At 39.1% G+C, this 18,353-nt stretch carries 15 protein-coding genes, 1 other RNA gene and 1 other annotated feature; of the genes, 1 reads left to right on the forward strand and 15 read right to left on the reverse strand.

The features are described 5' to 3' along the window. The first annotated feature begins 133 nt into the window (after window positions 1–133). The gene (locus BK581_RS05395) at window positions 134–793 is read left to right on the forward strand and encodes an RsfA family transcriptional regulator (RefSeq protein WP_078577210.1); all 660 of its coding nucleotides are present in this window, start codon (window positions 134–136) and stop codon (window positions 791–793) included. Window positions 794–992: 199 nt separating this feature from the next. On the opposite strand, the gene BK581_RS05400 is transcribed toward BK581_RS05395, so the two are convergent. The 15 genes from BK581_RS05400 to secD all read right to left on the reverse strand — a co-directional run bounded on the left by BK581_RS05400 (window position 993) and on the right by secD (window position 18,284). Then, entirely contained in the window at window positions 993–1,712 is a 720-nt protein-coding gene (locus BK581_RS05400; protein ID WP_078577211.1) for a LutC/YkgG family protein, read from the reverse strand. Next, window positions 1,709–3,145 carry a LutB/LldF family L-lactate oxidation iron-sulfur protein gene (locus BK581_RS05405; RefSeq protein ID WP_078577212.1) on the reverse strand — a complete coding sequence of 479 codons (1,437 nt, stop codon included), beginning with the start codon at window positions 3,143–3,145 and terminating at the stop codon, window positions 1,709–1,711. Before BK581_RS05405 ends, BK581_RS05400 begins: the two co-directional genes overlap by 4 nt. 15 nt (window positions 3,146–3,160) lie before the next feature. Next, window positions 3,161–3,883 carry a (Fe-S)-binding protein gene (locus tag BK581_RS05410; protein WP_078577213.1) on the reverse strand — a complete coding sequence of 241 codons (723 nt, stop codon included), beginning with the start codon at window positions 3,881–3,883 and terminating at the stop codon, window positions 3,161–3,163. A gap of 285 nt (window positions 3,884–4,168) precedes the next feature. Continuing rightward, window positions 4,169–4,351: non-coding RNA, 6S RNA (gene ssrS / locus BK581_RS05415), on the reverse strand. Between the two features lie 342 nt (window positions 4,352–4,693). Further along, on the reverse strand, window positions 4,694–6,472 hold the full coding sequence (aspS, locus tag BK581_RS05420) for an aspartate--tRNA ligase (RefSeq protein ID WP_078577214.1): 1,779 nt from the start codon (window positions 6,470–6,472) through the stop codon (window positions 4,694–4,696). A 16-nt stretch (window positions 6,473–6,488) separates the two neighbouring features. Further along, window positions 6,489–7,763 (reverse strand): histidine--tRNA ligase, encoded by a 1,275-nt coding sequence (gene hisS / locus BK581_RS05425; protein WP_078577215.1) that lies wholly within the window; start codon window positions 7,761–7,763, stop codon window positions 6,489–6,491. A 151-nt stretch (window positions 7,764–7,914) separates the two neighbouring features. Further along, window positions 7,915–8,145: a binding site (T-box leader), on the reverse strand. A gap of 71 nt (window positions 8,146–8,216) precedes the next feature. Continuing rightward, window positions 8,217–8,393: a hypothetical protein gene (locus BK581_RS20040; protein ID WP_169837550.1), complete on the reverse strand. Its 177-nt coding sequence runs from the start codon at window positions 8,391–8,393 to the stop codon at window positions 8,217–8,219. Between the two features lie 58 nt (window positions 8,394–8,451). Then, entirely contained in the window at window positions 8,452–8,901 is a 450-nt protein-coding gene (gene dtd / locus BK581_RS05430; RefSeq protein ID WP_078577216.1) for a D-aminoacyl-tRNA deacylase, read from the reverse strand. Between the two features lie 25 nt (window positions 8,902–8,926). Continuing rightward, window positions 8,927–11,110 (reverse strand): RelA/SpoT family protein, encoded by a 2,184-nt coding sequence (locus tag BK581_RS05435; protein WP_078577217.1) that lies wholly within the window; start codon window positions 11,108–11,110, stop codon window positions 8,927–8,929. A 493-nt stretch (window positions 11,111–11,603) separates the two neighbouring features. Then, on the reverse strand, window positions 11,604–12,116 hold the full coding sequence (locus BK581_RS05440; protein WP_078577218.1) for an adenine phosphoribosyltransferase: 513 nt from the start codon (window positions 12,114–12,116) through the stop codon (window positions 11,604–11,606). A 77-nt stretch (window positions 12,117–12,193) separates the two neighbouring features. Then, window positions 12,194–14,548 (reverse strand): single-stranded-DNA-specific exonuclease RecJ, encoded by a 2,355-nt coding sequence (gene recJ / locus BK581_RS05445; protein ID WP_078577219.1) that lies wholly within the window; start codon window positions 14,546–14,548, stop codon window positions 12,194–12,196. A gap of 67 nt (window positions 14,549–14,615) precedes the next feature. Then, the gene (locus BK581_RS05450; protein ID WP_078577220.1) at window positions 14,616–14,933 is read right to left on the reverse strand and encodes a LapA family protein; all 318 of its coding nucleotides are present in this window, start codon (window positions 14,931–14,933) and stop codon (window positions 14,616–14,618) included. Between the two features lie 5 nt (window positions 14,934–14,938). Further along, on the reverse strand, window positions 14,939–15,844 hold the full coding sequence (locus BK581_RS05455; protein WP_078577221.1) for a cation diffusion facilitator family transporter: 906 nt from the start codon (window positions 15,842–15,844) through the stop codon (window positions 14,939–14,941). A gap of 192 nt (window positions 15,845–16,036) precedes the next feature. Then, window positions 16,037–16,978 (reverse strand): protein translocase subunit SecF, encoded by a 942-nt coding sequence (gene secF, locus BK581_RS05460; protein ID WP_078577222.1) that lies wholly within the window; start codon window positions 16,976–16,978, stop codon window positions 16,037–16,039. Continuing rightward, entirely contained in the window at window positions 16,968–18,284 is a 1,317-nt protein-coding gene (gene secD, locus BK581_RS05465; RefSeq protein WP_078577223.1) for a protein translocase subunit SecD, read from the reverse strand. Before secD ends, secF begins: the two co-directional genes overlap by 11 nt. Window positions 18,285–18,353 lie beyond the last annotated feature (69 nt).

Genomic DNA, 18,353 nt, shown 5'->3' on the forward strand with positions numbered 1-18,353 from the left:
ATCTTATTATAAAAGACTTATAGTGCGTGTCAAAAAGCTGAAGATTGAGAATGACAGTTAGCTGTCTACCTTTCTTCCAATTAATAGAAATGGCTCATAGACACCACTTTTATAACAGAAAGGATGAAAAGAGATGAAAGTAAGACAAGATGCGTGGTCCCATGAAGATGATCTATTATTAGCCGAAACTGTATTGCGCCACATTCGTGAAGGTAGTACCCAATTAAATGCCTTTGATGAAGTAGGCGATGCACTAAACCGAACATCAGCCGCTTGTGGTTTTCGTTGGAATGCAGTCGTAAGGGATAAATATGAAGATGCAATTAAACTAGCAAAGAAGCATCGCAAGCAACGAAAACGCCAGCTTGCTAAAGAGGCTAAACCTCATTACACGACCTTCGAGCCTCAAGTAACAACAGAATTCTCAGCTATGCCGGAGTTAAATCTCACTCCTAGCATAACAAGGCCTGTGCAAACAGTAAAACACACAAACACTCATGAGTTAACGATGACTGAAGTAATTAAATTTCTTGAAACATTTAACGAGAATGGAACTAAATCAACATTACTTGAACAAGAAAATGAAGAGTTAAAACAAAGAATGTCCACCATTGAGGAAAAGTATAATCAGCTTAAAAAAGAATATGAATCAATTGAAGAAGACTATCAGTCAATCATTCAAATTATGGATCGCGCCAGACGTATGGCAGTTCTTGAAGAAGAGCCGAGCGACAGGCATGCGCCTTCATTCCGAATGGATAAAAACGGAAATTTAGAAAAGGTTGCAAAATAAAAATAAGGTGTTCCCAATAAGCCACACTATGGGAGCACCTTATTTTTTAGGCTTATCTTCTCTAAAAAGACCTCATTCCCTCCCACTAGATTAGCTGTCTAAGTCCACGCTACCCAGTCCTTCAAGACATCACTACTATGTTATATAAAAAATGGTCATTACTTTACCCGATAGCTTTTAAAAGTATAATCCATTAACTTTATTCATCTTCTATCACAACATACGTCACACGGACAGGCCCGTGCACCCCTACTACTAACCTTAACTCAATATCTGCCGAATTACTTGGTCCAGAAATAAAATTAATACAAGAGGGCGGCTTTTCACCTGCTTTAATCCGCTCATGAATTATATCTGTTGCTTGTGTCATTCTTGGAACTAGTGTACTTTTTGGTATAATCGCCATATATGTTTTTGGCAGGAGGCTTACTGAGCGTCCTTTACCTTTATCACTAAATAATACAACAGTTCCCGATTCAGCCAATGTCACGTCAGAAAATGTGAGGCCTATATTAGCGCTTTCTGCTTTTTCAATATTAAAAGTCCCTTTCGTTGATGACCATTCATATATGTCCATTCCTGTCTCTCTCTTTTTTTCAAGTACATTATCTATACCGTATTTAATAAATCTAGGATCCTCCCAATAGACGAGAGATTCTCCACCGAGATCATGAATTACTTGTTCACAGACCTTCTGGATTTCCTTCATCTCTGTGACGATGACTTCTGTATGAATCGCTTCGCACTGTTTAACAAATTCATCAAGTAAAGCATCTTCAGATAACTCACTAAACACATCATATTGAGGCGATTTTTTCCACTTAGGTAAAGAAACAGAAGAAGTCTGTCGTTTTCGTCCAAGCTGATTAGCCACGTTGGTTAAAAAAGTATCTTTATTATAAATCGTTCCTCGACTCATTCTCCACTCCCACCTTTCTCACGCTCACTAAACCATTTCCTGAATGATTCGCCTCCCGATTCAGGTAAGTCACGTATACTAGTCCACAACTTAACCGGGCCCGGCCCTTTCCCTTTACCATCTTCCTCTCCTTTTGCCACTGATTTTATGAAACTTGGCGCTTGGCTAGACCCGACCTTATATAAACCGGGATGGCTCGCAGCAAACGCGTATCCTTTCATAGCTAATTTTTCAGCAAATGTAGAGTGCCCTGAATTCTCAACGATTTCACGCCGATGCTCAATCAGCAGTTCGTGTAATGGTATTTTTACAGGGCAAGCATCCGTACAAGCAGCACAGAGCGAAGAGGCATATGGCAATTCTTTATAGTCTTCATAACCTTCTAGCAAAGGGGTTAAGACTGCGCCGATCGGCCCTGGGTAGATAGATCCATATGAGTGACCACCTACATGTCGATATACTGGACAAACATTAATACAGGCAGCACAACGGATACATTGTAATGCTGATTGGAATCGAGTTCCTAAAATATTTGACCGTCCGTTATCAACGATGACGATATGACATTCTTCAGGACCATCTACATCGCCAGCTCCTTTTCCAGCCGTTAAACCAGTAATATAACTTGTCAACTTTTGCCCAACCGCACTTCTACATAGCATACTAACTAAAATGTCCAATTCCTTCCAAGTTGGTACAATTCGTTCCATTCCCATGACAGTGATTTGTGTCTTTGGCAAGGTCGTAGCTAATCTAGCGTTTCCCTCATTAGTCACTAGCGAAATAGACCCCGATTCTGCCACAGCAAAGTTACAGCCTGTAATACCTACGTCTGCAGTAAGAAATTCTTGTCTCAACTGTTCTCTGGCAAAAAGAGCTAGTTCGTTTGGGTTGGACGTTTGTTTATACTCTCTTTTTTCATGAAATGTGTCTCTAATTTGCTCCTTGTTCTTATGAAGTGCTGGTACAACAATGTGTGAAGGTGGATCATGATCGTCCAACTGAAGAATCCATTCACCTAAATCCGATTCAATCACATCACATCCTACCTGCTCCAACGCTTCATTTAAACCAATCTCCTCTGTTACCATTGATTTAGATTTTATTATTTTTTTAGCTTGTTTCTTTTTCACCACTTGACTGATATAGTTATTTGCTTCTTCTGCATTAGCTGCAAAAAATACATGACCTCCTTGTTCAGCCACATTTTCTGCAAACTGCTCTAAATAATAGTCGAGATTTTCAAGTGTGTGCTGACGGATTTCTTCAGAGAGATCCCGCCAGTCTTCCCAGTTTCCCATCGCTTCTGTCGTCACTGTTTTTCTGCCTTCAAGTCGCTCTTGAGCTCCTGCCACGGCCTCTCTCATAAATTGATTATTAATCCCCTTATCGACTCGATCGAAAAATTTATCGTTGCTGATTTTTATCCCCATTCAGATGCCCCCCATTTAAACTTGACTATTTAACACTTCTGCAATATGCATCACTTTTATTGGCTTACCCTGCCGCTCAATACGCCCCCCTATATTCATTAAACACCCTAAATCAGCACCAACTAACACGTCGGCATCTGTTTCCTCAATATGTTTAACCTTCTCATTCACCATTTGCTCTGAAATCGGTAACATTTTTACACTAAAGGTACCTCCGAATCCACAACACTGCTGTTTATTCGGTAATTCTGAAAACGATAACCCTTTGACATGTTTTAAGAGAGTCATAGGAGCTTCTTTTACACCGAGTAAACGGGTCATGTGACAAGAAGTATGGTAAGTCACGTTTGCATGAAATTCAGCACCTACATCATGAATATTTAATACATCCACAATAAATTGTGTTAGTTCATAAGATTTGGCAGCAAGCTCCTCTGCCAATATACGCCAATCTTGATCATCTTGGAAAAGACGTGGATATTCATGCAACATCGTTATACAAGATCCTGACGGTGAAATAACATATTCAGCATGTTGGAATGTGCGAATCATATGTTTTGCCACGTCTCTCGTTTCATTATGAAAGCCACTATTATATGCCGGCTGGCCACAGCACGTTTGTTTAATCGGAAAATCTACTTCACACCCTAATCGCTCCAATAGTTCAACTGCGCTCTTCCCAACCTCACCAGGATAAACGACGTCCCCCAAACACGTTAAAAATAATGATATTTTCATAGAATACCCCCTCCTCAAAGTAAGCGGTTACACTTATCTTTAAAAACTTCTAAACTATTATATTTATTTTATCATATTAATATTGTTTATTGAGATAAAATAAGCTATATCCTACAGTGAGTTTACCTTTACAAAGGTATGTAATACTGTCCTTTTTTAGCTATATGAGTTTTAAAGCATGGCACACATGTTAATCATCCCTTAGTGTAAAACCATTTTTTCACAAAATAAAAAGGCTTCCGAATATATACGGAAAGCCAAATTATTGTAATATAATTTAATCTTAAGAGTCCCGTGTTTGCCGTTATAGGAGATTTGAACCTGCTATTGGCAGGTGGGTGCCTTGTTCATCTCTTCTAACGTCCTTGTCTTTAACTGCAAGGCATGTTATTAAAAACGAAACATCCAGGCTCCCGACGTTAAAGTGTTGGTTCAAACATTAAGTTAGAACGAGCAACATAGGACCCTTAAATATGAATTATCATTGATTATATTTATATATTACAAAATTAATTTTAAAAAATCAAGTCGTTGTATAAAAAAAACAATAACATTCTTATTACTTTTATGTCATTTTTGTAAATTTTTACTTACTTGAATCAATTTATAAATGTTGGTTGTACCGTTATTGTCGAATCTTATGACTCACTTCCATTACAGATGAAGGCTTTCCTTCAATAACAGATACAAGGCGTAGTCATCATCTTGTGAGGATAATAGTACTCGTAAGATTCATTGAGGAAGTCTGCGACTAAAACCTCCACATTAAAAGACGGACTGCTTTATCAACAGTCCGCTTTCATATTCTATTTACTCCTCTTCTTCTACAGTCACAGCTAATTTTAATTCGTCTAATTGTTTTTCACTTACACTACTTGGGGCATTCGTCAGTAAGCAACTAGCGCTAGCTGTCTTAGGGAAAGCGATCGTGTCTCGTAAATTGGATCTTCCAGCAAGGATCATGACAAGCCTGTCTAATCCTAGAGCAATCCCTCCGTGCGGCGGTGTGCCATATTCAAATGCATCTAGTAGGAAGCCGAATTGGCTTTTTGCCTCCTCATCGGTGAAACCGAGAGCTGCAAACATTTTTTCTTGAAGTGGACGCTCATAAATACGTTGTGAGCCTCCCCCAAGTTCATAACCGTTTAAGACTAGATCATACGCTTCTGCCCTTACTTTTTCTGGGGCAGTGATAAGCAATGCTTCGTCTTCAGCAAGCGGACGTGTAAAAGGATGATGCTCCGCTACATATCTTTTTTCATCTTCATCATATGATAGTAGTGGAAATTCAGTGACCCACAGAAAGTTAAAGTCTTCATAATTGACGAGATCTAGTTCTTTAGCAAATTTAACACGCAATGCCCCTAGCACATCCCATGCTACTCGTTGTTTATCCGCCACAAAAAACAGCACATCACCAGCTTCAGCAGCAAAATTCTCAACGATAGTAGAAGAAACTTGTTCATTAAAAAACTTAGCTATCGGTCCTTTTAATGTATTGTTTTCTTCTACCTTTAACCAAGCGAGACCTTTTCCACCGTAAATTTCTGCAAATGAACTTAGATCGTCTAAATCTTTACGGGAATAGTTATCGGCCACACCTTTAACACAAATACCTTTTACGACACCACCATTTTGAACGGTGCTTGCAAATACTTTGAAATCACTATTCTCAACATGCTGTGAAATATCGACTAATTCCATACCATAACGCGTGTCAGGTTTATCAGAACCAAATCGATCCATCGCTTCCTTATATGTCAAACGAGGAAATGGTTTTGGAATGTCAACACCTTTTATTTCTTTAATGATACGACCCATCATCTCTTCCATCATCTCTAGCAGTTGCTCTTTCCCCAAAAAAGAAGCTTCAATATCCACTTGGGTAAATTCAGGCTGTCTGTCAGCCCGTAAATCTTCATCACGGAAACAGCGTGCAATTTGATAATACCTCTCAAAGCCAGATACCATTAAAAGTTGCTTAAATAATTGCGGTGATTGTGGCAACGCGTAGAATTCACCTTCGTGTACCCTTGATGGTACAAGATAATCTCTTGCTCCTTCAGGGGTACTTTTCGTCAGCATCGGGGTTTCAATTTCCATGAAGTTTTGTTCATCCAATATATCCCTAATTAATTTGGTCGTTCGATAACGTGTTTGCATCGTTTCATACATTTTTGGACGTCTCAAATCGAGGTAACGGTGTTTCAGCCTCACATCTTCAGAAATTTCAACATTATCTTCAATCAAAAATGGCACAGGCTTAGAGGCATTTAAAATCGCCATATTTTCGACTATTACTTCTACTTTACCCGTAGCTATCTTGTCATTAATTGTTTCTTCATCTCGCTTTACAACAGTCCCTGATATTTCAAGTACATACTCGTTTCTTACTTTTTCTGCTGCGTTTAATGCTTCCGGGTACTTTTCTCCATTGAAAACAACTTGAACATGGCCTGATCGATCACGTAGATCAATAAATATAACTTGGCCTAAATCCCGACGCCTTTTAACCCACCCTTGCAGGACGACTTGCTCGCCGATTAACTCTTCTAATATTTCTCCACATACATGTGTTCTTTGACTCACGCTAATCCCTACCTTCTTATTCACTCTTATAGTTTTTAATTTTATCTGTGATATCAGTGATTGATACTAGTTCTTGTTCACCAGTGGCCATTGATTTTAACATTACTGAATTGGTTGCTAGTTCCTCATCACCAATAATAAGGACGACTTTTGCCTGCTGGCGATCTGCAGCCTTCATTTGCCCTTTCACTTTTTTTGCCAAATAGTCTGCATCAACCTTCAAACCTTCATGACGTAATTGATGTAATAATTTTGGTGCCGCAGTCTTCGCTTTGTCTCCCATTGTAACAAGATAGGCATCTAACCCATCCTCCAAAGGAAGTTCAATTCCTTGGGTCTCAAGTGCCATTAATAAGCGCTCAATACTAAGAGCAAAACCTATTCCGGGTGTAGCTGGACCACCTATCTCTTCCACAAGGCCATTATAGCGACCACCGCCACTTAACGTTGTTATCGCACCAAATCCATCTCCATCAATCATAATTTCAAATGCTGTATTGTTATAATAATCGAGTCCACGAACAAGAGAAGCGTCCACTTCGTATGAGATGTTCATATCCTTTAAAAATGTCTTTACTTGTTCAAAATAGGTGACGGAGTCCTCATTTAAGTACTCTAGTATAGCCGGAGCGTCTAGCATTAATTCGTGATTTCGATCTACTTTACAATCTAGGATTCTTAGCGGATTTTTTTCCAGACGTGTTTGACAATCTTTACAAAACTCATTTATTCGTGGTTTAAAGTGATTAATCAGTGCTTCCTTATGATTACGACGGCTCTCTTTATCACCAAGACTATTTATAATAAGCTTTAAGTTCTTTAAACCGAGTTCACTATAGAAATCCATTGCTAAACCAATGACTTCTGCGTCTATAGCAGGGTCCGCACTCCCCATAGCTTCCACACCAAATTGAACAAATTGGCGCATACGTCCTGATTGAGGCCGCTCATAGCGAAACATGGGACCAATATAATATAATTTAGTTGGTTGATCAGCCCATCCGTGCATTTTATTTTCAACGAATGAACGGACCGTAGAAGCTGTTCCTTCTGGTCTTAGTGTCAAACTTCTGCCACCGCGATCATCAAACGTATACATTTCTTTCTGAACAATATCAGTCGTATCCCCCACACCTCTTGCAAACAAATCAGTCTGTTCAAAAATCGGTGTGCGGATTTCTTTGTAGTTATAACGCTGACACAAATCATGAGCTTTTGCTTCTATGTATTGCCATTTCCGTGATTCCTCAGGTAAAATATCTTGTGTCCCCCGCGGTAATTTGTATTTCATACTTTCATCCTCCCAGGCTTTATCATTTTCTTTAGGACGACTTTGAGTGTTGTCACATTCCTCTATATGTCATCATTAAAAAAGTCGCTCACTTATTATTCCGGTAAGGCTCTTTTCAAAACCACAATAAAAAGCCCCCATCCCTGAACATGTCAGGGACGAGAGCTAATACCCGTGGTGCCACCCTAATTGAAGCAAAACAATGCTTCCTCTTAAAATCAGTTAACGCCTGATTGACGATTCTTCCTACTAAGATAAGCTTTTCAGAAAAATACCTAAGGAGTGTTCTTTCATAAAGGTTCAAATAGAAATGCTTTCAGCCTAAGACATCTCTTCTCTGCTTTTGAAGTTCTTTATTACTTTGCTCCCTCATTGGCAATGTAAAATCTTGAATTTTAGTCTATCATACGAATTGTTTCCCTATGTGTCAACCTCTATTTTCTAAAAAAACGATTAATTTCTTTCAAGGTGCTTTTTTAATTGCCGAACATCTCTAATAGACAGACCAAATTCCAATGCTAGTTCATATGGTGTCTGCTTCGTTTCCGCTTCGAGAAAACGATGTAGGTCGACGTCCATCAACCGTTCGGTGCTTAGTTTTTTTCTTTCATCATTATAACTAGAACGCATAGTATCAACTCCGGTATTTTACCTTCATTGTTACCAAGAGTCGCATCATTTACTCATGCTATTTAGTTTGACTATCTACAATCAGTGTCACCGGCCCGTCATTTACTAACGCCACATCCATCATTTCTCCAAAAACACCTGTTTCCACTGTAAGTCCATGTTTTTCTATAAGGCGCTTATTAAACATATCATAAAGAACTTGTGCGTGATCTGGCTTTGCAGCTGCCATAAAATTAGGCCGTTTCCCTTTTCGGCAATCACCATACAATGTAAATTGAGAGATTGATAAAATTTGTCCTTTCACGTCTTGAACAGAAAGATTCATTTTTTGAGCATCATCTTCAAACATTCGTAGGCCTGCTATTTTATCAGCTGTATATTGAACATCTTTTTCAGTATCTTCATGTGTTACGCCAATCAAAAGCACAAGTCCATGATTGATAGCCCCCGTAACACGATTATTGACCGTCACACTCGCTTCTCGAGATCGCTGTACCACAACTCGCATACTATCTTCCCTTCTTCTAGTACATCTAATGCATAATCCTTCTAACAGAGTAAATATCTGAAATTTGTTTAATCCGGTCCACTACGCGTTGTAAATGTGAAATATTTTGAATGGATATCGTCATGTGAATCGTCGCCATTTTGTTTTTATCTGAACGGCCAGACACGGCATTAATATTCGTTTTTGTCTCGGCCACTGCTTGTAACACATCATTTAATAAAGCACGGCGATCATAACCTGAAATCTCAATATCCACATTATAATTTTTAGGTTTCTCCTGGTTCCCTTCCCATTCCACAGGTAGTAGGCGAGAATTTGTTTCATCGTCTGCAATGTTAGGACAATCCTTTCGATGAATCGACACACCTCGTCCTTTCGTAATATATCCAATAATATCGTCACCTGGAACTGGATTACAGCAGCGAGACAATCTTATGAGCAGATTGTCAATACCTTTAACTCGAACACCCGCACTTGTTTTACTTGATTTTCTTTCTTGAGGCTTAAGTTCTTTAACTGCTTCAGTCAAAGTTTGACTTTCTTGTTCCTCATCTTGTTTTTTACGAATGTCATCCGTTAGTCTCGTGACGATTTGTGCAGCAGTAATACCGTTGTAACCTACAGCTGCATACATGTCTTCTTCTGTGGAAAAACTAAATTTATCTGCCACTCGCTCAATATTTTCACTTGTTAGTACTTCCTTAATTTTATAGCCTTTTTTCTCAATTTCCTTCTCTACTTGCTCCCGTCCTTTTTCAACATTCTCTTCTCGGCGCTCTTTTTTAAACCATTGTCGAATTTTATTTTTAGCATGAGAGCTTTGTGTGATTTTAAGCCAGTCTTTACTAGGTCCATATGAATGTTTTGATGTTAAGACCTCAACGATGTCACCTGTTTTTAACTGATGATCAAGGGGGACCATTTTTCCGTTTACTTTTGCTCCAATACACCTATTCCCTACTTCAGTATGGATTCTAAATGCAAAGTCTAATGGTACAGAGCCCTTTGGTAACTCAATAACGTCCCCTTTAGGTGTAAAAACAAACACCATATCTGAGAAAAGATCGATTTTTAGTGATTCCATAAATTCTTGGGCATCATCAGCATCATTTTGCCATTCAAGAATTTCACGAAACCAGGACATTTTCGTTTCGAGTGATTCCGAATCATTGACCGTTTTTCCCTCTTTATATGCCCAATGTGCTGCAACACCGAATTCAGCAACTTTGTGCATGTCTTCTGATCTTATTTGGACTTCTAAAGGGTCCCCTTTCGGACCAATCACCGTTGTGTGGAGCGATTGATACATATTAGCTTTCGGCATAGCAATGTAATCTTTAAACCGACCAGGCATTGGCTTCCAGTGTGTATGAATTGTTCCTAGGACCGCATAGCAATCCTTAATACTATCAACAATAATGCGAACAGCTAGCAGATCATATATTTCATTAAATTGCTTATTTTGCAGCACCATTTTACGGTAAATACTATAGATGTGTTTAGCTCGTCCGTTAATTTCTGCCTTGACGTTCATTTTTTCAAGTCGTTCTCTTATTTTCGTCTGCACCTCATTAATATAATCTTCTCGCTCCGCCCGTTTCTTCTTCATTAAATTAACGATACGATAGTATTGTTGAGGATTGAGGTACCGTAACGATGTATCTTCAAGCTCCCACTTAATTGTAGAAATCCCTAGTCTATGAGCAAGAGGAGCAAAAATTTCTAACGTTTCATTGGCAATACGTCGCTGCTTTTCCGGCGGTAAATGTTTTAATGTTCTCATATTATGCAGCCTATCAGCCAGTTTAATTAAAATAACGCGTATATCTCGTGCCATAGCAACAAACATTTTTCTATGGTTTTCTGCCTGTTGCTCTTCTTTTGATTTATATTTAATTTTTCCGAGCTTTGTTACACCATCCACAAGCATAGCCACTTCTTCACCAAACTGCTCAGCTAATTCTTCAAGAGGAACATCTGTATCCTCTACAACATCATGCAAAAAAGCAGCAGCGATCGTATTGGGATCCATGCTCAAGTCAACAAGAATACCGGCTACCTGAATGGGGTGCCAAATATACGGTTCTCCTGATTTCCGGTATTGTTCACGATGGGCATCCTCTGCCATTTCATAGGCTTTTCGTACAAATGCCACATCCTGATCAGATAAATATTCGCTTGCTTTTTGAAAAACTTGCTCACTAGTCATGGAATCACCTTGATTGTCCTCTAATTTTTTTGAAATTATATCATTCAGCCCTCAAAAAGGACATTAAATATTTAAAATTTAGAAAGTTAACTTTATTATTGCTATTTTCACTCTACTTGTAAAGCTTCGTGAAAATTGTCGATCAAATTGATAAAAAAAGGGCCTCTTCCGTAGAAAAGACTTTTCATTAAAGCATAACACATTTTCAGACGTTCCCCCACTATTTTTCACATATATAAATGCTGGATAATCTAAAATAGCTTTAATACCTATATAAACTTAAATCATAATGACGACTTTTAAGCTCTTGCTTATACGAACAAATGAATATTGTCACTCGTAAAGTTCGATAGCAAATATGCGAAAAAATAGAGTATGTTCTTAGTTTAACATCGTGACTGATACAAAAAACGAGCTATACTAAACATGTTTCCCTATTATCATATAGATTAAAAGTAGAGAAAGGATGTCTAGTTTAGACATCCCTCTCTGATTAGTACGTGACGAGGCTGAATACATCATAGTTCTTCAATTTATCTCGTCCATCTAAATAACCAAGTTCAATCATAAATGCAATACCTACCACTTTACCTCCAAGTGTTTCCACCATTTTAATCGTAGCCTCTATCGTGCCACCAGTTGCTAATAAATCATCCGTAATCAGCACCTTTTGACCAGGCTTAATGGCGTCCTTATGTATATTTAATGAATCTTTTCCGTATTCAAGTCCATAATCTACCTCTAGCACCTCTCTCGGAAGTTTGCCAGCCTTTCTTACAGGTACAAAACCAATACCTAATGCATAAGAAATAGGACAACCGACTACAAACCCTCGTGCTTCTGGTCCTACAATAACATCCACATCTTTTTCCTTAGCGAAATTAGCCATATCATCAATAGCTTTTTTATAAATTTCTCCATTTTCCATAAGTGTGGTTATATCTTTGAAACGTATACCTTCTTTCGGGAAATCTTCAACAACGGTAATATACTGCTTAAAATCCATCTCGTCTCCTCCTAATATGATGCTGACTAGCCTAATGCTCTAATAGTCAGACATTTATCCGTCCAGATGAATGGTCTCTAGACGGATGTTAATTGATTGCCTTTCCTTGCCATATCCATGACTTCCTTTAACGACCTTAACGATGAATAGTACAACTCTTTTTCTATTTTGTTTTCTTCAATTCGTTTTTGGTAAGTCGGCGACTCAGCTAAATCTTTTTTTACAGGTTGGTCGGTAAGTTCCACCACACCCTTATTTATTTTAACAAATTCCAACTCAAAAAACACCTGACACATAAAATGAACAGCTTCTTCTGTCCATCCTTTATATTTAGCCAGTTCTTTCCCTTTTCTCTGAAGATCGAATGTTTTTCTTTTTAAAAGTAAAGCATATAACCATTTAAAATGGTCTCTTGTGGGAATAGTCTCAAAAAAATAATCTTTGTCGTGTTGGAATGCAACATATACATTTTCTAGTGCATGAGCATGAAACATCACGTGCTCAAATTTGGTGACTGAATCAGGCAAATCCATTAATAATAGGTGTTTAGCTATAGCCACTTTTTCCTTTGCCTCTTGTTCACTCACTTTATTCATTTGAATAACTTCCCAAGAAGCAGGCAGTTCTGGTAAATCATCTGGATATGATCGGAAGACAATGACTGTGCATTCTTCAAGAGCCATAAGCACCTTGTTTTGCCAAATTCGTTTATCCCCTCTAAAATCAAATAATTGCCAATTGGTAACTTTGATATCGTCGATAATGAATTGTGGTTTACTTTGTCCGTTCCATTCATTAACCCCTAACTTTCCAACCGCAGACACTTTTGATAGGGGGGAAATATGATCATGAACACTCCCCATACGAAAACCAATACAATCTAATTGATGCTCTCGCTCATTGTCAGCTACTGTCAACTTAAGATGATCTTCATTAGCACCAATTTTCTTAATAGTATGAAGGTGGACATTTTCAATTAGAAACACGGGCGCCGGATTCCCCATTCCAAAAGGGGACATTTGCTGTAAATCGCTTATGGCCTGTAGCGATACTTCATTTAAACTGATTGGTAAGTCTATATCAAGGGACTTTTGCCATTCTTTCTCTGTCAATGTTGAAACTGCCATATCACTTAACTTTTCTCTTAGCATATCCACATGGCTTAAATCCATTGTAAGTCCAGCTGCCATCGTATGTCCTCCGAAATGTGGAAGCCATTCTCTACATTGAGATAACGAGGCAAACATATCAAAGCCTTCGATACTTCTAGCAGACCCCTTCGCTTGACCCTTTTCACTATCATAACTTAAAACAATTGTTGGGCGGTAAAATTTTTCTACGAGGCGGCTGGCAACAATCCCAATCACACCAGGATTCCAACCTTCCCTCCCAACGACAATGACTGGGGGAATACCAGCTTCTTCAACCATTGCCTCCGCCTCTTTCGTGATATCTTTTACGATTTTTTGGCGCTCTTTATTCAAATCATCAATCATTTGTGCCAGCTCATCCGCTTCTATTATATCCTCAGTAATTAACAGCTCCACTGCAGGATCAGCAGAATCTAGGCGACCTGCTGCATTGAGTCTTGGCCCAATAAGAAAACCCACTTGTTCTTCGTTTATTTCTTGTTGTGTGGAACCTGCTCGCTCTAATAACGCTTTTAAACCGGGACGTTGACTGCGCGTTAAACTTTGGATTCCCTTCATAGCTAAATAACGATTTTCTCCTTGTAACGTCACGAGATCAGCAATGGTACCAATAGCTACTAAATCATAGAATTCTTCTGGTACTCGCCCCAATAGTGCATGAGCTACTTTAAATGCCACCCCGACCCCTGCTAAATGTTTATTCTCATAAGAACACGTCGGTTGCTTTGGGTTAATGACAGCAAAAGCATCCGGCAGTTCAGGTGGCGGCTCATGGTGGTCAGTAATGATTAAATCTACCCCTAACTCCTTTGCAACCTTTGCTTCATGAACTGCAGCAATTCCTGTATCCACTGTCACAATCAATGAAACGTTTTCATCTGCTGCTTGACGGAAGGCATTCTCATTGGGCCCATACCCTTCAGTAAACCTGTTAGGTACATAAAAACCGGCTTCAGCTCCCATTTCTCTTAATGTTAAATAGAGAAGAGATGTGCTTGTAACACCATCTGCATCATAATCCCCAAAAATCAAAATTCTTTCTCCATGATCAATCGCTTTTTTTATACGAGTGACCGTTTTGTCCATATCTTTCAAACGATACGGATCAAGTAGTGCCTCATCATTCATATGTAAAAAAGCATCAATTGTTTCTTTCGTCGTCATCCCCCGTTGAACGAGAAAACGAGCTGCAATATGTGAAAGTCCAGTTTGTTCTGCAATTCGTTGGACTTGATCTTCATCAATTCTCGTAATCTTCCACTCTGCTTTTGAATAAAGCATAAAACCACCCCTGACCTATTTATTATACAAAACGTCAGAGGTGGTAGCAATGGATAGTATGAGAGAGTTATTCTTTTTTTCCTACGTTGTTATTTGACGTTGCCCCTGCTCGAAAAGTCTTTGTTGTTTCATCTTCATTTCTTGGTGTCTCAAGCTGCAGTTTCAATCGCTTGATTTCCTGTTGAAGCTGATAAACCTTAAATATTCCCACGCTTCCAACAATTAATCCACCCATCAAAACAGAAACGAGAATAACAAGAATAAGGGGCCAGTCAGCTGTACCGAACAAATAATTTACCCGAACAGCCTCCACGTTAATAACAGCAAATATGGCAATTAATAAGACAAAGATTAGCCCGGAGATCAATCCCCATTGTCCTCTCATCACGATCACTCCTCTCTCATATATGGATTTACATGAACACGTACATCTTGTACATAACCATCTTGCATCAGTGCGTTTTTCACATCTTTTCCAATACTATGCCCTTGTTCTACAGTAATATGGGGGTCAACTGCTATCTTTATGTCAACTATCACGTAATGACCATGCTCTCTGGCTAGCAGTTCATCAACTTTTTGCACGCCAGAAACTGCTCGAGCCTGAGCCCACATTTCTTCTGTGTCTTCTTCATGCAATACATGATCAAGTGTATTATGTATTGCTTCACTACCAAGCTTCCATCCCATTTTCATGATAAGTAAAGAGACGAATAGACCGGCTAGTGGATCCATATACACAAGCCAATTAATTTCCGCATAACCGCCAAAGATAGCAGCACCAACCCCTAGTAGAGCCGCTAGAGATGAAAAAACATCAGAGCGATGATGCCATGCATCCGTTATTAATGCCTCACTTTTATACTTTTTACCCAAACGGAACTTATACCGAAACATGAATTCTTTTACTACAATAGAGAAGACAATGGCATACAGTGCCATAGATCCAGGCACAACAATAGGTTCATTAAAAGATCGAAATGCACCTAATGCAATTTCAACACCGACAATAAACAGCAAAACAGCAACAATGATTGCTGTCACTGTCTCTGCTTTTCCGTGTCCGTAAGGATGATCCTCGTCAGGAGGTTGCCTAGCTGCTTTTACACCGATTAAAACGGCGACAGATCCCGCAACGTCCGATGCTGAATGAAGGGCATCTGCTACGAGCGCGCGACTATCTGCAATTAATCCTACAACCCCTTTAATAATAGCAAGGATCAAATTGCCTATAATCCCAACCCATGCACCAGTGCGAACTTTTTTATATCGTGTATCCTGCTCCGCTTTTGTCATAGCTTCACTTCCTTTCACAAGCACTATCAATTAACTTTAATTTATTAGTTATTCTAAATTAATACCCGACAAGTCCCAAAGACATACTGTTAGCTATTACATCTCTATGCTAGATGGAATATTTAATTTTTAATAAGAGACCACATCTAAGTGGAAAAAGTGGTGCTTCTAAGCACCACTTTAGCATTACTTTTAAGTTTCTGGTTGTTGTTCTCTTTCGGATTGTTTCACTCGACGCCGCCCTTTTTTTAATTGTCTAGCTTTTAATACTAACCAAAGTTGTGCTGCAATAAAAAGGGATGAATAGGTTCCTGCAATCAACCCTACGACTAACGCTAAAGAAAAGGTACGTAATGCATCTCCACCGAGAAAAAATAAAGCGGCTGCAGCAAAGAAAACAGTAAGAACGGTATTTAGTGATCTTGCAAGAGTCTGGACAAGACTTTTGTTTACAACTCTTGCCAAATCATCGAATCCTTTAACTTTTTTCTCATAAGTCATATTTTCACGAATTCTATCAAACGTGACAATCGTATCATTTATCGAGTAACCGATGATAGTCAATACCGCAGCAATGAATGGTATATTTACTTCCATCTGAACAATACTGAACACTCCAACGATGAATAAGGCATCATGAAAGAGAGCTACAATCGCAGACAAACCGTATAAAAATTCAAATCTTATCGTAACGTAAATAATAATCCCTACCGTTGCAATGAGGACGGAGATGATGGCGTTTCTAGCCAATTCTTCACCTACTAGAGGCGTGACTGTACTTACATTCGGCATACTCCCATATACATCATTGAAATGATTTTGAATCTGTAATGTTTCCTGTTGATCAAGACCACCTATAAAGGAAGCCCGTCCAATGTTGTTTTCCTCTCCTGCAAGCGTCACGTCGTCAGGAGTAAATCCGATCTCCTCAAAATGACCTCTGATTTCATCAGCTGTAATCGTTTCGTCTGCCATAATATCTATCGTCGTACCGCTTCTAAAATCAATCCCGAGATTTAAGCCCACAGTAGCTAACATAATAATCCCTAACAATAAGAAAACAGTGGACAAAGCAAAAAACTTTTTACGATGCTTCACGAAATCCAATTTGGTATTCCAATGCTCAAAGTTCACTAATTTCACGCTCCTTCACACCGAACATCCTTGGCCGTTTATTTAAAATCCGACTATTCACCCAAAGCCCGAGCAACAGTCTTGCTCCAAATACAGATGTGATGAAGCTGGCTAAAATGCTGACAATCAGCATGACAGCAAACCCTTGAACAGCACTCGTTCCAAAATAAAACAAGACACCAGCGGCCAAAATAGTTGTAATATTCGCATCTAGTATTGTTGATAATGAGCGGCGGCTTCCTGCTCGAAATGCGCTCATAGTTGATTTACCAGAGCGAAGCTCGTCCTTAATTCGCTCAAATGTAATAATATTAGCATCCACCGCCATACCGACGCCAAGAATTAATGCCGCTATACCAGGCAAGGTAAGGACAGCATTCATCCAGTCAAATACAACGAGGACGAGATAAATATAACCTGTCAATGTTAACAAAGAGATAAAGCCCATAAAACGGTAATAAACGAGCATATAGGCAAAGATAAGGGCGATGCCCACGATACCAGCATTAATTGCCATCTCCATTGAGCGCTCCCCTAAAGAGGCACCTACAGAATCTGCTTGAATTTCTGTCAGCTCCACTGGTAAAGCTCCAGCGTTTAAAATCCCTGCCAGATCAGAAGCCTCTTCCGATGTAAAATCCCCTTCAATCATCACATCACGACTAGAAATAACATGACTGACACGAGGTGCGGAGACAATTTTTGAATCTTCTTTCATTATTTCCTCTTCATAACTATCTCCTTCATCATAGTCTAACCAAATAGCAAGGATATTCTCCCCCATTGGCCGGCTACTTATTTCTCTCGTAATATCTTCAAAGAGGGAAGCATCCGCTACCGTAACTGTCACGATAGGTTGATTCGTATCAGGGTGAAAGCTTTGCCGAGCTCCCCCTTCGACCAAGTCCCCACCATCCATTTTCACTTCGTCATCAACATCTCGAAACGATAATCTCGCTTCTGTCGACAGTAATTCTCGTGCAGTTTCTTGGTCTGTGACACCAGCTAATTGTACACGTATTCTATTATCTCCTTCGATACTAATATTAGGCTCCGATACTCCTAATACATCGATTCGTGCATTAAGAGCACTGACTGTGTCACTGAGTAATTCACGATTAATCTCACTTTCACTGTCAATCGGCTCTACTTCATAAAGCACTTCAAATCCGCCTTGTAAATCTAATCCAAGGTTAATATTATTTACATGTGCCATAACATTACTCGCTATCAAAGTCCCTAGCGAAATCACGATAGCAAAAAAAGCTACAATCAAGCCCTTTTTAACTTTTTTTCTTTTTTTCATGAACGAATTGATCCTCCTTCATATAAACACAACACGATACGGCCCTGAGAAACCCGCAGGACCGCTAAT

Origin of the sequence: Salipaludibacillus agaradhaerens, assembly GCF_002019735.1 — a bacterium.
GTDB classification, from domain to species: domain Bacteria; phylum Bacillota; class Bacilli; order Bacillales; family Salisediminibacteriaceae; genus Salipaludibacillus; species Salipaludibacillus agaradhaerens.